The 14,460-nt window shown below is 46.1% G+C and carries 12 protein-coding genes; 8 read left to right on the forward strand and 4 right to left on the reverse strand.

Features of this window, described 5'->3' with window-relative positions; genetic code table 11:
* The first annotated feature begins 21 nt into the window (after window positions 1–21).
* From glyQ to C2745_RS08595, 4 genes are read left to right on the forward strand one after another with little or no spacing between them, the layout of a single operon-like run.
* Window positions 22–912, forward strand: coding sequence for a glycine--tRNA ligase subunit alpha (gene glyQ, locus C2745_RS08580; protein WP_215384188.1), 891 nt, complete (start codon window positions 22–24; stop codon window positions 910–912).
* Window positions 913–939: 27 nt separating this feature from the next.
* Window positions 940–3,078, forward strand: coding sequence for a glycine--tRNA ligase subunit beta (glyS, locus tag C2745_RS08585; RefSeq protein ID WP_215384189.1), 2,139 nt, complete (start codon window positions 940–942; stop codon window positions 3,076–3,078).
* Window positions 3,075–3,647, forward strand: coding sequence for a D-glycero-beta-D-manno-heptose 1,7-bisphosphate 7-phosphatase (gmhB, locus tag C2745_RS08590; protein WP_215384190.1), 573 nt, complete (start codon window positions 3,075–3,077; stop codon window positions 3,645–3,647). The genes glyS and gmhB overlap by 4 nt, the downstream gene beginning before the upstream one ends.
* 7 nt (window positions 3,648–3,654) lie before the next feature.
* On the forward strand, window positions 3,655–4,389 hold the full coding sequence (locus C2745_RS08595; RefSeq protein WP_215384191.1) for a 1-acyl-sn-glycerol-3-phosphate acyltransferase: 735 nt from the start codon (window positions 3,655–3,657) through the stop codon (window positions 4,387–4,389).
* A gap of 8 nt (window positions 4,390–4,397) precedes the next feature.
* On the opposite strand, the gene rsmA is transcribed toward C2745_RS08595, so the two are convergent.
* From rsmA to C2745_RS08615, 4 genes are read right to left on the reverse strand one after another with little or no spacing between them, the layout of a single operon-like run.
* Window positions 4,398–5,174 (reverse strand): 16S rRNA (adenine(1518)-N(6)/adenine(1519)-N(6))-dimethyltransferase RsmA, encoded by a 777-nt coding sequence (gene rsmA, locus C2745_RS08600; RefSeq protein ID WP_215384192.1) that lies wholly within the window; start codon window positions 5,172–5,174, stop codon window positions 4,398–4,400.
* On the reverse strand, window positions 5,175–6,185 hold the full coding sequence (pdxA, locus tag C2745_RS08605; protein ID WP_215385668.1) for a 4-hydroxythreonine-4-phosphate dehydrogenase PdxA: 1,011 nt from the start codon (window positions 6,183–6,185) through the stop codon (window positions 5,175–5,177).
* Window positions 6,160–7,620 (reverse strand): peptidylprolyl isomerase, encoded by a 1,461-nt coding sequence (locus C2745_RS08610; protein WP_251368321.1) that lies wholly within the window; start codon window positions 7,618–7,620, stop codon window positions 6,160–6,162. Before C2745_RS08610 ends, pdxA begins: the two co-directional genes overlap by 26 nt.
* The gene (locus tag C2745_RS08615; protein WP_215384193.1) at window positions 7,617–10,139 is read right to left on the reverse strand and encodes an LPS-assembly protein LptD; all 2,523 of its coding nucleotides are present in this window, start codon (window positions 10,137–10,139) and stop codon (window positions 7,617–7,619) included. The genes C2745_RS08610 and C2745_RS08615 overlap by 4 nt, the downstream gene beginning before the upstream one ends.
* 33 nt (window positions 10,140–10,172) lie before the next feature.
* On the opposite strand from C2745_RS08615, the gene C2745_RS08620 reads away from it, so the two are divergent.
* Genes C2745_RS08620 through C2745_RS08635 form a run of 4 tightly spaced genes read left to right on the forward strand, consistent with a single transcriptional unit; the run spans window position 10,173 to window position 14,402 of the window.
* Complete coding sequence (locus C2745_RS08620) at window positions 10,173–11,165, forward strand: aminoglycoside phosphotransferase family protein (RefSeq protein WP_215384194.1); 993 nt, start codon at window positions 10,173–10,175, stop codon at window positions 11,163–11,165.
* Window positions 11,162–11,878, forward strand: a complete 717-nt coding sequence (gene murU / locus C2745_RS08625; protein WP_215384195.1) for an N-acetylmuramate alpha-1-phosphate uridylyltransferase MurU — start codon at window positions 11,162–11,164, stop codon at window positions 11,876–11,878. The genes C2745_RS08620 and murU overlap by 4 nt, the downstream gene beginning before the upstream one ends.
* Window positions 11,871–13,238 carry a Xaa-Pro aminopeptidase gene (pepP, locus tag C2745_RS08630; protein ID WP_371742985.1) on the forward strand — a complete coding sequence of 456 codons (1,368 nt, stop codon included), beginning with the start codon at window positions 11,871–11,873 and terminating at the stop codon, window positions 13,236–13,238. Before murU ends, pepP begins: the two co-directional genes overlap by 8 nt.
* Window positions 13,239–13,250: 12 nt before the next feature.
* Window positions 13,251–14,402: an FAD-dependent monooxygenase gene (locus tag C2745_RS08635; RefSeq protein WP_215384197.1), complete on the forward strand. Its 1,152-nt coding sequence runs from the start codon at window positions 13,251–13,253 to the stop codon at window positions 14,400–14,402.
* The last annotated feature ends 58 nt before the right edge of the window (window positions 14,403–14,460 follow it).

A 14,460-nucleotide genomic window follows, 5' to 3' on the forward strand; every position in this document is an offset into this window, starting at 1 on the left:
AATGGCTTAGCCAGGTTAATCATGCTTACTTTTCAGCAAATCATTCTAAAACTTCAAGAGTATTGGGACCAACAAGGTTGCGCCCTATTACAACCCATCGACCTCGAGGTAGGCGCCGGTACATCCCATACCGCAACTTTCTTAAGAGCCATCGGCCCAGAGCCCTGGAAGGCCGCCTATGTTCAGCCATCCCGCAGACCTAAAGATGGTCGCTACGGTGAAAATCCAAACCGCCTACAACACTACTATCAATACCAAGTAGTTCTTAAGCCTGCCCCAGAAAATATTCTCGAGCTTTATCTTGGATCTCTCGCGGCCTTAGGTTTAGACCTAAAAGAAAATGATGTTCGCTTTGTTGAGGACGACTGGGAAAACCCAACGCTTGGAGCATGGGGTTTAGGCTGGGAAGTTTGGCTTAACGGCATGGAAGTAACGCAGTTCACTTACTTCCAACAAGTTGGTGGCCTTGACTGCAAGCCAGTGCTTGGTGAAATTACTTACGGCATCGAACGCTTGGCGATGTACATTCAAAATTGTTCAAATGTTTACGATCTCGTGTGGGCTGATGGCATCTCTTATGGCGATGTCTACCATCAGAATGAAGTAGAGCAGTCTTGCTACAACTTCGAGCACTCCAATACTGACTTACTTTTTGCCAACTTCACGAATTATGAAGGCGAAGCAAAGCGTTTGATGGAAGTTCCTCTTGCTTTACCCGCATATGAAATGGTTCTCAAAGCTGCGCATACCTTTAACTTGCTGGACGCCCGCGGCGCCATCTCTGTAACTGAGCGTGCTGCCTATATTGGGCGCATTCGCAACCTCTCTCGTGCAGTTGCTCAAGCTTACTTTGAGTCCCGCGAAAAGCTGGGCTTCCCTATGTGTCAACGTCAGGCTAAAGCGCAGGCTTAAGCACATCGAGATTTTTGCAATCTATTTATGAGCACATCTAATTCAAAACCTCAATTAGCCACTTTGTTGATTGAGGTGTTTACAGAAGAGTTACCTCCAAAGTCTTTGCGTCGCCTAGGAGATGCATTTAGCGAAGGCATTTTTGCGGCGCTGAAAGCAGCGGGCCTGACATCAGATTCATCTAAAGCAACAGGCTTTGCTACACCACGCCGCTTAGCAGTTCAAATCACCGATGTATTGAATCAAGCATCAGACTACCCTGTACGCGAAAAATTATTACCTACGAGCATCGCATTTGATGCTGAAGGAAAAGCAACTCCGCCTTTGCTTAAAAAACTAGGGTCTCTTGGTTATGCTGATGTTGATCCCACCACTTTAGAAAAAGCTGGTGAAGGTAAAAATGAAGCGCTTTATCTCAATGTAGTTGCTAAGGGTGCGGTGCTTGAACCAGCTGCTCAAACAGCACTAGAGCAAACACTCAATAAACTACCTATTGCCAAAATGATGCACTACCAAGTGCAACAAAAAAATGGTCAATTAGCAGACGTCCAATTTGCCCGCCCTGCTCATCGTATTGTGGCTTTGCATGGAAATACAGTCCTCAATATCAGCGCCTTAGGCATTGATGCGCACAATCAAACTGAAGGACATCGTTTTTTGGCCCCGGGTAACGTTACGATCAGCAATGCCGATCAATATGAATCTGATCTAGAATCCAAAGCCAAGATTGTTCCGAGTTTTAATAAGCGCCGTGCGCAAATTGAAGCTGCGCTTCTCAAGGCAGCTGGCGATGACTTGGTATTAATGCCTGATAGCCTTCTAGATGAAGTCACTGCCTTGGTTGAATGGCCAGCTATTTACGAATGTCATTTTGACCAAGAGTTCTTAGAGGTCCCGCAAGAGTGCTTGATTTTGACAATGCAAACAAATCAAAAATACTTTGCATTGACCGACAAACCCGGTAAGTTGCGCAATCGATTCCTGATTGTTTCTAATATTGAAACCAATAAACCGGACGCCATCATCTCCGGCAATGAGCGTGTGGTTCGTCCACGCCTTTCAGATGCTCGCTTCTTCTTCCAGCAGGATCAAAAGCGCCCGCTAGGCTCGCGTGTAGTTGACCTTGGTAAAGTGGTTTATCACAACCAACTAGGCAATCAACTTGATCGAACCAAACGCGTTCAGGGAATTGCTGCTGGTATTGCCAAAAAGCTCAACGCTGACGAAACGCTTGCTCTTAGAGCAGCAGAAATTGCTAAGACAGACCTTCTAACTGATATGGTTGGTGAGTTTCCAGAGCTCCAAGGAATTATGGGGCGCTATTACGCCAACCATGATGGCGAGAATGCCGAAGTTGCAGCAGCATGTAGCGAACACTATATGCCACGCTTTGCTGGCGATGCACTACCAAAAACCCAAACCGGAACAATCCTGGCAATTGCTGACAAATTAGAAACTCTCGTTGGCATTTGGGGGGTAGGCCTTGCTCCAACAGGAGATAAGGACCCGTACGCTCTACGTCGTCACGCCCTTGGTATCTGTCGTCTCTTAGCGGAAAATAATCTGTCATTAAGTCTGCCTGAGTTAATTGACTTAGCTCGCGCACAGTTTTCACAGAAAGATGTTCAAGAGAAGGCTAAGGGTGCAGATATCTATGCATTCATCATTGACCGTCTGCGCGCATATTTACGCGATCAATCAGTGGCTGGAAAACCATTTACTAGTGCTGAAATTGATGCTGTGCTCAGCCAAGATCCAGCACAAATTAATGACCTAATCGCACGCTTAACCGCACTTCGTGAATTCAATGCTCTTACGGAAGCCGCACAACTGGCTGCTGCTAATAAGCGTATTAGCAATATTCTCAAAAAGACTACTACTGCCATTCCTGCAGCTTGCTCAAAGCAGTTATTACAGATACCCGCTGAAACTGCTTTACATCAAGCCCTGGAAGCGATCGCACCTGCATTAAATACTGCTTATGAGAAACGTCAATTTGTGGAGCTCTTAAAAGCGCTAGTTGCTTTGAGTGCGCCAATTGACCAATTCTTTGCCGATGTAATGGTGATGGATCCAAATCCCGAGCTACGTGACAATCGTCTAGCACTCCTGCAACAACTTCACCAGAAAATGAATCTCGTTGCCGATCTCGGCAAATTAGCATGAGCCATAGCTCCTCCAAGCTAATTATTCTTGATCGCGATGGAGTGATCAATGAAGATCGCGATGATTATGTGAAGTCTGTAGATGAGTGGATTCCTTTGCCGGGAAGCCTAGAGGCCATTGCACTACTCACACAAGCAGGCTATCAAATCGCAATAGCAACCAATCAATCAGGTCTATCGAGGGGCTACTTCACCATTAATGACTTGCACTCGATGCATAGCAAAATGGAGTTGCTACTCAAGCCGCTAGGCGGACATATAGACAGCATCTTTTTCTGTCCACACGTCGATTCTCACCAGTGCGATTGTCGTAAGCCAGCCCCTGGCCTCATGAAAGAAATTGCTCTGCGTTACAAGAAAAATGACAGCGTCAACCCTCTAATAGGGGTGCCGATCGTAGGCGACTCTTTGCGCGACCTTCAAGCAGGTATCGCCTTGGGCGCTTCGCCGCATTTGGTTTTAACAGGCAAGGGCCAGAAAACCCTTACCAAAGGTGGCCTGCCCGAAGACACACAAATACATGCCGATCTCATGGCTTTTGCACAAGCAATTTTAGAAAACAAGGTCTAAGGCAATCATGATTTATGTCCGCTCGATTCTATTTGCATTATTTTTGCTGATCTTTACGCCGATTTGGTCGGTTTTGTGCATGCTGGCTTTCCCATTTTTAAGCCCTGAAAATCGTTACCGTTTTATTGGTCTTTGGAACAAAGTGGTGATCTGGCTGTTATGGCACTTGTGTGGAATTCGATATGAAATCCGCGGCATGGAACATATGAAGGCAGTCCTGAATGAGCCAGTTGTGATTTTGAGCAAACATCAATCAGCCTATGAAACTATTGCCTATATTGCCTTGCTACCAAAACAACTGTGTTTTGTATTTAAGCGCGAATTACTGTGGATACCATTCTTTGGTTGGGCTCTCGCTTTACTAAAAATGATTCATATCAACCGCTCCAACAAACAGACTGCTGCACTTTCCGTTGCAAGTCAGGGTCGCAAACGATTGGCAGAGGGCAAATGGATCATGCTCTTTCCGGAGGGAACAAGAACACCTACCGGTTCGAATAAGCCCTACCGCAAGGGTGGCGCACGTCTAGCAAGCGCTACCGGCGCATTAGTAATTCCTATCGCGCATAACGCTGGTCGTTACTGGCCTAAGAATGGATTTTTAAAGCACCCGGGTACCGTGATCTTTTCAATTGGTCCTGCCATTGCTTCCACGGGGAAATCTGGCGAAGAATTACAACAAGAGGTGGAAGGCTGGATTGAAGCGGAAATGCGCGTCATTGATCCAAGCGCATATCAATAACTAAAGGCCTAGGCAGTGATGATCTTCGCCCATTCGATATAACGCGCTACCGAAATATCTTGGGCTCTTGCTTTAAGCTCTACCTCAGTCAAGCTAAGCCTATCTGCAAAAGCCTGTAAATTGGTACGCAGCATTTTTCTTCTCTGTGAGAATGCGGCTGCAACTACCTTCTCTAAAGAATGCCACTGTGCATCACTTAAATCAAAATCTCTTCTGGGGATCATGCGAACCACAGCAGAATTTACCTTAGGCATTGGATCAAAAGCCTCAGGAGGCACCTCTAAAACTAACTCCATATCGTAGCGCGCTTGAAGCATTACGGATAATCGACTGAAATCTGAGCTTCCCGCCTTAGCCACCATACGCTCTACGACTTCCGCCTGCAGCATAAATACTTGCTCATCAATTTCCTTTGCTGCTGACACCAAGTGAAATAGTAATGGTGAAGAGATGTTGTAAGGAAGGTTACCAACTACCTTACAAAGACCCCTTTTATCAGCGCGATTTCTAGCCCACTCCAAAAAATCAAATTTCAGAGCATCGCCTTCAATTACTTTTAAACCTTTTAGGTTTTCTTGATTCCAGTAAGCCACTAAGTCACGATCGATCTCTAAAAGATCTAATTGATCAAGATTACTCAGTAAGGGTCTAGTGAGTGCACCAAGACCAGGGCCAATCTCAATCACATGCATGTCTGAGCTAGGATTAATCAAAGCCACTATGGAATAGATAATCCCATTGTCTTGTAAAAAGTTTTGGCCAAATCGTTTACGTGCGCGATGCATTTATTTAGATTGCTCTCTCTGATTTATTGCCAATTGATAGGCTAAATGTAGAGCTTCAAGCATGCTGCCGGAATCTGCAATGCCCTTACCTGCTATATCCAAAGCCGTACCGTGATCAACCGATGTACGAATAATTGGCAAACCTAGGGTGACATTGACGCCACCACCAAAACTTACAAATTTAAATGGGGCTAAGCCTTGATCGTGATACATCGCTATATAAGCATCAACACTTGCTAGGGAGGAGGCATCAAACATCGTGTCACCTGGATAAGGCCCCATCACATTAATACCCATCTTTTTTGCCGCCTCAATAGCGGGAGAGATGAATTCAATTTCCTCGCGCCCAATATGGCCAGACTCTCCCGCATGAGGATTTAAACCGGCGACACGTATGGCCGGCTTAGAAATGCCAAACTTATTCTGTAAATCAGCATGCACTATTTGAATAGTCTCTAGAATCAATTCGTAGCTTAGGGTTGATGGCACATCTCTTACCGGAAGATGCGTGGTTACTAATGCAACCCTCAAATCCCTGGGTGATTTAAGTCCTAAGAAACCCATCGGCAACTGGGCGCACAACATCATGACAACGTGCTTTGCATTGCAACGGCGCTCCAAATATTCTGTGTGTCCTGTAAATGGAATACCGCCCTCATTAATAATGCTTTTTTGTACCGGGGCTGTCACCATGGCATCGAACCGGCCATCAAGACAGCCGTCTACAGCATCATTCAACAACTGCAATACATATTGAGCATTCGCTGGATTTAAGGTACCAGGAGTTACGGGTGCGGAAAGAGAGATTGCTTCTATCTTTAGGCGATCCGATAATTTGGTATTACTTGCTTGATGGGATAGCAATAAATCAGCATCTCCAAGCAAAGTGATTTGCACATCTGGATAATTCTGCAAAAAATCTTGTGCAGCAGCTACAGAAACCTCAGGGCCGACACCGGCAGGTTCGCCGGTAGTAATGGCCAGCTTAACGAGGGGCACTTGTTGCTGCATCTTCCACATTCAGAATCTTGACGGTTGCAGTATCGCGCAACTCGCGCAACCAATCCTGATATGCCTGCTCAAACTTTCTTTCACGAATAGCTGCACGTGCAAACTGTCGCTGCTTTTCAACAGTCAACTGGGCTTCACGGCGCTCCAATACCTGAATTAAGTGCCAACCAAACTCCGACTTAACGGGATTACTAACCTCACCAATTTGCAAGCGGTTCATAGCTTGCTCAAACTCAGGCACCAAATCGCCAGGCCCCATCCAGCCTAAGTTTCCGCCACCCGCAGCAGAACCATCTTCGGAGTACTTTTTGGCAAGCTCACCAAAGTCTGCCGTTTTAGCGCGAACCTGGTCTCGATAGCCCTGTAGGCGTCTCTCGGCATCTTGGTCAGTTAAGCCAGGACGACTACGCAAAAGAATGTGGCGCGACATTGTTTGCGTGACCATAATATTTTGTGGGGTAGTAGAAGCGGCTTCCTGCGGCGCTGCCTGAGGCTCGGGAGCTGCTCCAGCAACAAGTGCACGACGATCCAATACTTTGAGCACGTGGTAACCCGCAGGACTCTTAACGATGCTGCTAGCAACCTGGCCACCGCCAGTATTTCTGATGGCTTCATAAAATAATTGAGGCAAACGATCTGGAGTTCGGTAGCCCAGATCTTGAAACTTAATATTTGGATTATCTTTAGCTGCCATTGCGCCTAGTTGCATAAAATCAACATCGCCACGGGCTTGACGCAATAAAGCATCTGCAAGTTTTTTTGCCTCAGCCTGGGTGCCGGCTCCGGCTCCCGCATTTACTGGAATAAATATCTGCGCTACATCGATTTCTTCTGGAGCGCCTTTTGCTGCAGGTGCAGAGCGCTGTACCCCGCCTCCCGTGATTGCAGCTCTGCGATCGGCAATAAAGTTATCAATTTCAGCATCGGAAATTTTAATCTTGCCCTCAACCTCGCGCTCCCGATAACGACTCACAATAACGTCATCACGCAACATTTCTTTGTAACGCGCAAAAGTTGTTCCCGAGGCATCAACTTTTGCCTTGAATTCGGCATAAGTTAATTTATTTTTTGCCGCAATATCACCAATGATCTTGTTCAGCTCTTTATCGGTAACTTTTATGCCATCCTGATCAGCATTTTGGAGTTGAATTTTTTCAACAATTAAACGCTCGAGAATGACTTTGCGTAAAGAAGCGTCATCCGGTAACTTTGCCCCCTGCTTTTTAAGAGCGGCAATTCGATCATCAATTTCTTTGCGTGTAACGTAGCCAGTATTGACAACGGCTGCAACCCCGTCAATATTTCGAACCTTGCTATCGACAGCACCAGTACTGCGAGCAGAGTCTTGAGCGGTACTAAGACTAGCAAATAAAGCAAAGCCGCCAAATAAAATTGCGGTGCTAATGTGTTTAAAGCGATTCCTACAAAGCATCATTGATAGTTCTCATAAATTGAGGGGGGGATTGGCTTAGAGGTGGGCATATATCCAGGGACATTTAACTTCATAATATCAACTGGATTGCTTCCTGCGCTAGCAAAGCCTCTAAATTCTATTTGGAATAGGATTTGGGTGGTGGTTATCTGTGATGTATTGACCACTTGAGAGTACGCCCCACGGAAAGTCCAGCAATCACGAGTCCACTCTAAAGCCATTAAAGTATTTAAGGTTTTAGTAGCTAAAGCATCATATCCCCAACGTCCCAGCACCGAAACTTCACGGGTAAGCGGCCACTGTCCAGAAATATTGTATTGATCGGTTGTTGTAGCAGCCGGGACAAAAGTTTGATTGTTTTGCACCGAAGCCTGAACTGGTGGTGACCATACATTGCGATAACCAAAATTTAAACTTCTACCAGGAGTTGGTCGCCAACTACCACCAACAGTACTTTGAACAAATTTATTTAACTGAGTGTTGTACTGTCCAAATACATCCGCACTGAAGTTACCAAGCAAACGAATCGATCCCGACCCCAAGGTATCTGAATAAGTGGTGGGATTCGTAATATTTCCATTCAACCCAACTCTTTGGCCTGTGAATTGCTGCTTCTGAGCAAGCGTAACGTTCGCACGTTCAGCACCAGTATTGGCCTCAATCATGCGGCTAGTTAAACCCAGCGTTGCAGCGTTGCTATCTGCAATACGGTCATTACCAACGAATGTGTTTTCACTAAAGATTTGAGAGACGCCAAAACCTGCATCAGCCGTATCGAAGATTGGTGTTTGCGCTTGACTTTGATACGGGGTATATAAATAAAATGCGCGTGGCTCTACTGTTACCAACATATCGCGACCATAAAAACCTTTTAACTCGGCTGCCTCACGCTCAAGAGCTAAACCGGAATCTAGACTAAAGGTGGGGATAGTAAAGCCCTGCACAATGGGGACGGTGCCTGTAGTAAATTGCGTTGCGTTATAGGTGTTTGACTGAAAGCTCACCTTAGGCGTTAAGTAATAACCTGGAGTCACTTGTGGGAGTGACATTGCACCCTTAAGAACGGTTCTATCAGCCTGACTGTAAACACCAGGTGCTGTTGCTGCTAAATTGCCACCAATGTTGTAAGAAAAGCGTGTGAAATCAGACGAGAAAGTGGTAACTGGTCCACTTGGCAAAGCCAAATATTTTCCGCTTGCATCTGCGGCAGCTGGGGTCATGCGGTTGTTATATGCAGCAGTGATATTTGGCAATATGTTGTATGGGGCCTGTACCGTGACAGTTGGATCGGGCTGCAAAGTTTGGAATGTTGCCGCTTTAGCACCCACAGTCCAGTTACTTAAGCTGCCTGTAAGATTTTTGGTGGTTCCAGCTTCCTGACGAAACTGACTTGTAACAGCTCCAGCAATACTTTGTGAAAAATCCGTTGGATACATATTGTCGGAAACCCTCGACATATTAGCGTAGCCCGTCCAGGCACCGGGAAGTGGAACACCGCCATACCCCATGCCACCACTAAATATCTGTCGCTGTTGCCAGTCGTACTTCCAGCGATCTGTACCTGTCTTCTTATCGTAAGACATGAATTCACCCATTGCAGTGCCGGAATACTGGCTATCCAAGAATCGATACTGAGCTCCGAGCATAGCGCCCCGTTGATTCATATAACGCGGCAATAAAAGCAAATCACGATTGGGGGCAATGTTAACGTAATAGGGCTGAGTAATATCAAGGCCATTATTAGAGCTGTAGCCTGCTACTGGAGCAAGCAGACCTGAGCGACGTTGGCCACCAGTTGGCGCCGTGAAATACGGCACATAAGCAATGGGTACATCGAAGAAACGCATGACACCATGTGTGCCAACCATTTCTTTTTGCTCGTTATCAATCTCCATCGTGCTGACAGTGAAATACCAATCCATGTTTTCCGGGGTACACGTCGTGTAGGTGGCCTTATCAAATACAAATACATCAGCGCTTTGTACAGTTAATTTATTGGCTGACCCATTGCCACCGTTATCGCGCAATAGATACACAGGAGTCTCCATTGCACCTTCGCGCGCATCTACTTTGAATTGTCCTTTAGGACCCTTAAAGGTCACATTGCCTTTTGACAATTCAGCATTACCCAATAGATCAGCAACATCGGTGTCTGGGTCATAAGTAATTTCGTCCGCTTTTAATACTGCGCCATTACGACGAATTTGCGCACGGCCTTTTAGATGCATATCACGATCCACGACACCATCAATAGAATCGCTAGATGTAAACGTAAGTGCCTTGCCATCACTAATTGGCTGACCAACACGCAACTGATCATCTAACTTTAAAATGGTCACATTGCCGCGATCGGGAAGCAAAATAGTATTAGCTGATTGCTGCCCAAGAGGGGGTAATGGGGCTGGTGCTTGGGCATGCCCCGGAAGCACGACAATAAGGGTTGCCACCCCCATCATTACGCGCAGGGTTGCAGCTATTAAAAGAGGGGCGCAAAGGCCGGCGCGACGGCGATAATGACTCATAGATCCAGACCCGCCTTATTATACGAATCGACCATGACTGACTCTCGCTTAAATACCCTTCGCAGCTGGCTAAAAGGCCTACAAGCTAACTGGCAATTAGATCTCGACACTTTGACCCCCGCATCAGCGGATGCCAGCTTTCGACGGTATTTCAGGATTGAGTCCAAAAAGGTAGATTTTCCAACCTTGATCATCATGGATGCCCCTCCGCAGCATGAGCCTTTAGATGCCTTCATTCAAGTCGATTTATTGCTCTCCGAGGCAGGTCTAAATGTCCCCAAAATTCTTGAACAAGACCTTACCAACGGCTTCTTATTATTAAATGATCTTGGCAACAAAACATACCTTGCAGAGCTCAATAATGAGAGCGCAGATCATCTTTATCAAGCTGCAACACATGCGTTGGTAGAAATGCAACTTGCGAGCAAACCCAATGTATTGCCAAACTATGATGAAGCACTCTTACAACGTGAATTAGATTTGTTTCCAGAATGGTATCTAAAGAAGCATCTCAATATTCAACTAAATGGTTTGCAAGAAGCGCAGATCAAAAAATCATTTGAACTCATTATTGAAAATAATTTGGCGCAAGCAAAAGTCTATGTGCATCGTGACTATCATTCACGTAACTTGATGGTGACTGAAAAAAATAATCCGGGCGTAATTGATTTCCAAGATGCTGTCTATGGCCCCATTACTTATGATGCTGCTTCGCTCTGGCGCGATGCTTACATTGCCTGGCCTGAGGAACGCGTAATTGACTGGGTTATTAAATTTTGGGAAGAAGGTCGTAAGGCTGGGCTTCCCATGCCGAATGACTTTGGTCAGTTCTACCGAGATTTTGAATGGATGGGTTTGCAGCGCCACCTGAAGGTTCTTGGTATTTTTGCAAGACTTTTTCATCGTGATGGAAAAGATGGCTACCTCAAAGACATTCCATTAGTTCTTGAATATGCCATTGCCTGCGCCAACCGCTATATTGAATTAAAACCATTGGCACGAATTTTAGAGGCCACTCGCTCATGAATAAGCGCTTGCTGATTCCCTGCTTTCTGCTGGCTGCAGGTAGAGGTGAACGGATGCGCCCTCTTACGGATGATCTACCAAAACCCCTCTTAACAATCCAAAACAAATCTCTATTGCAATGGCATATAGAAGCATTAGCGAAAGCTGGAATTCAAAACATCGTTATCAACCACGCTTGGTTGGGTGAAAAAATTGAGAAGGTCTTGGGTGATGGCAGCCAATTTAACCTACACATCAAATACTCCCCCGAAGAAACGGCTTTAGAAACTGCTGGCGGAATACGCCAAGCGCTTTCCATCCTGAATCCAGGGGAATACTTTTTAGTAATCAATGGGGATGTATTTAGTCCAAACCTGCCAATTTCCCAGCTCTTGGATACTGCCGCCAAGATGGGTTTGGATAGTCATCAGCCTTTGGCCCACCTCCTGATGGTCCCCAACCCCGTCCAGCACCCCGAGGGAGATTTCTACCTCCAGGGCTCGTCCGTAAAGAATTCAGCAGCACCCAATGCTGAAAAGCTCACATTCTCAGGAATTGGCATTTATCACAAAGACTTGTTTAAAGGTCTGGAATATGGTGCTCCAGCTAAGCTAGCCCCCTTACTAAGAACTGCCATGGAGCAAAATAAAGTGTCCGGTGAAAAATATGTCGGCCCATGGCACGATGTAGGTACGCCACAACGCTTACAAGAGCTCAATGCAGCATATGAATAAAAACGATATTTATCAGCTTCGTAGAAATGCCCTAGCAAAACAAATGCTTGCCAAAACTGGTGGCGGCATCGCTGTGATCTCGACTGCACCAGAGCTAGCTCGCAACCGCGATAGCGAATTTCCCTATCGTCACGATAGTGATTTTTTCTACTTAACGGGTTTTGAAGAACCTGGAGCCACGCTTGTCATGAAGGTTGATGACGACGCAGGAAATGCTCAACTTCAATCTCATTTGTTTTGCAGACCTAAAGATCTTGAACGAGAAATTTGGGATGGTATTCGCCTTGGTCCTGAGGCGGCTCCAAAAGTTTTAGGTCTTGAATTTGCTCACAGCAATCAAGAGCTCGATCAAAAGCTTGGTGAATTATTGGCTGATCAAGATGCAGTCTATGTACGCCTGTCAGAAAGCGCTGAAGCCGATAGACGCTTGCGTCATTGGATGAAACAAGTGCGCAGTCAGGCACGTTCCGGAGTAAACCCGCCCTCAGAATTTCATGATGTTGAAGCACTGATACATGAAATGCGTTTATTTAAGGATGCGCATGAAATCGACATCATGCGTCGTGCTGCAGCCATCTCTGCGCGCGCCCATATCCGAGCAATGCAAATTTGTAAGCCTGGCATGCGTGAATATCAACTCGAAGCAGAATTACTCCATGAGTTCCGCAATAGTGGTGCACAAAGTGTTGCATATAACAGCATTGTTGCGGGCGGCGAGAACTCTTGCATCCTCCACTATCGTGCTGGTGCAACTGAATTGCGCAGTGGTGAGCTATGTCTAATTGATGCCGGTTGTGAGTTGGATGGCTATGCTTCAGATATCACCCGCACATTTCCAGTGAATGGAAAATTTACCGGGCCACAACGCGCTTTATATGACATCACACTAGCAGCGCAAGAAGCTGCTATTGCAGCAACCAAAGTAGGCAACACTTTCATGCAACCTCATGAGGCGGCACTCAAAGTTCTCACTCAGGGATTGCTAGACGAGAAGTTACTCAAGCTCTCTGAATTAGGCTCTTTGGACAACGCCATTGAAACAGCGGCTTATCGCCGCTTCTACATGCACCGCACCTCTCATTGGCTTGGCATGGATGTTCATGATGTTGGCTCATATCGTGAAACATCACAAGATATATCCGGCACAGAAAAGCCTTGGCGCATGCTCAAAAGCGGCATGGTCATCACAATTGAGCCGGGTCTATATGTCAGACCCGCGGACGACATTGATGAGGCCTTCTGGAACATTGGGATTCGCATTGAAGATGATGCCGTAATCAATGACTCAGGATGTGAATTGATTTCACGTGGCGTACCGGTCAAAGCAGATGAGATTGAAGCGCTCATGAAAAACTCATAAAAATAACTAAAAATGAGTTCGTCCAATTGCGATATTTTGATTCAGGGAGGTGGTCCAGTAGGATTGGCTTGCGCCGCCTGGATATTGCAAAAATTTCCCGATGCAAGTGTCATATTACTTGATCGAAATCCCGTAAATGATGAAGATCTTGTAAACGCAGACAGTCGCGGTATTGCGCTCTCGCATGGCAGTAAGCTGTTGCTCGACACCATTCATGCTTGGCCAAAAGAATTTGCGCAAATTCATCGAGTACATGTTTCACAAGCTGGGCGCTTTGGCCGTGCACTAATGACGCGTGAAGAGCTCAAGCAGGATGCCCTTGGACACATCATTCGCTATCGCGATATTCATGTCACGCTTCGCCAAGCCTTAAGGGCGATTCAAACAAAAAGTAAAAACTTCGCGTGGAAGCATATTAGCGAAGGTGTCGAAGAAAATATCATTCAAGCTAAATGTGTTGTGCACGCTGAAGGTGGATTATTTAAGAAGCAGGACTGGGTCGAATCTGGTCGTGATTATGGCCAATCTGCTTTAGTTGGCCTAGTAGAAGTAGAAAATGCAGCGCCCCACCAAGCCTGGGAACGTTTTACATCAGAGGGCCCTCTAGCAGTTCTGCCAAGTCACTATGGTTCTAACATTCTGAATCTCGTTTGGTGTGGTTCGCCCGCTTCATCACAACACCACTTACAACTGAGTGATGCAGATTTTTTAGATGCATTACAAAATGAATTTGGTTCACGCATTGGACGCTTTTTAAAAATTCAAGATCGTCGCTTATACGAACTCGGCCTGAACTACCGCAAAGAGATTGCTAAGGACAATGAAGTTTGGATTGGCAATGCTGCCCAAACTCTGCACCCTGTGGCAGGGCAAGGTCTGAACTTAGGGCTACGTGATGCCTATCTCTTATCAGAAACATTGGTTGATGTATTTTCCGGATCCGAGCAATCCTCCATCGAAATCCAAAACGCCCTCCAGAGTTATGCCCAAAGTCGCAAAGCCGATAGAAAAGCTACTATTGGGCTAACAGACTTTATGGCCAGAGTATTTACATCGAATCTAGCCCCAGTTGTGGTCGCTCGCGGACTGGCTTTATCGGCCCTTCAGTGGGTTCCGCCAATCAAGACAGCCTTAGCCCGCCAGATGATGTTTGGCAGGCGCTAAAGGGCTTAAATCACCCTCAAAATCCAAGCGCTCACCATTTGATCTAAAACAAGCAATC

Source organism: Polynucleobacter sp. AP-Kolm-20A-A1 (genome assembly GCF_018688315.1).
Classification (GTDB): Bacteria; Pseudomonadota; Gammaproteobacteria; order Burkholderiales; family Burkholderiaceae; genus Polynucleobacter.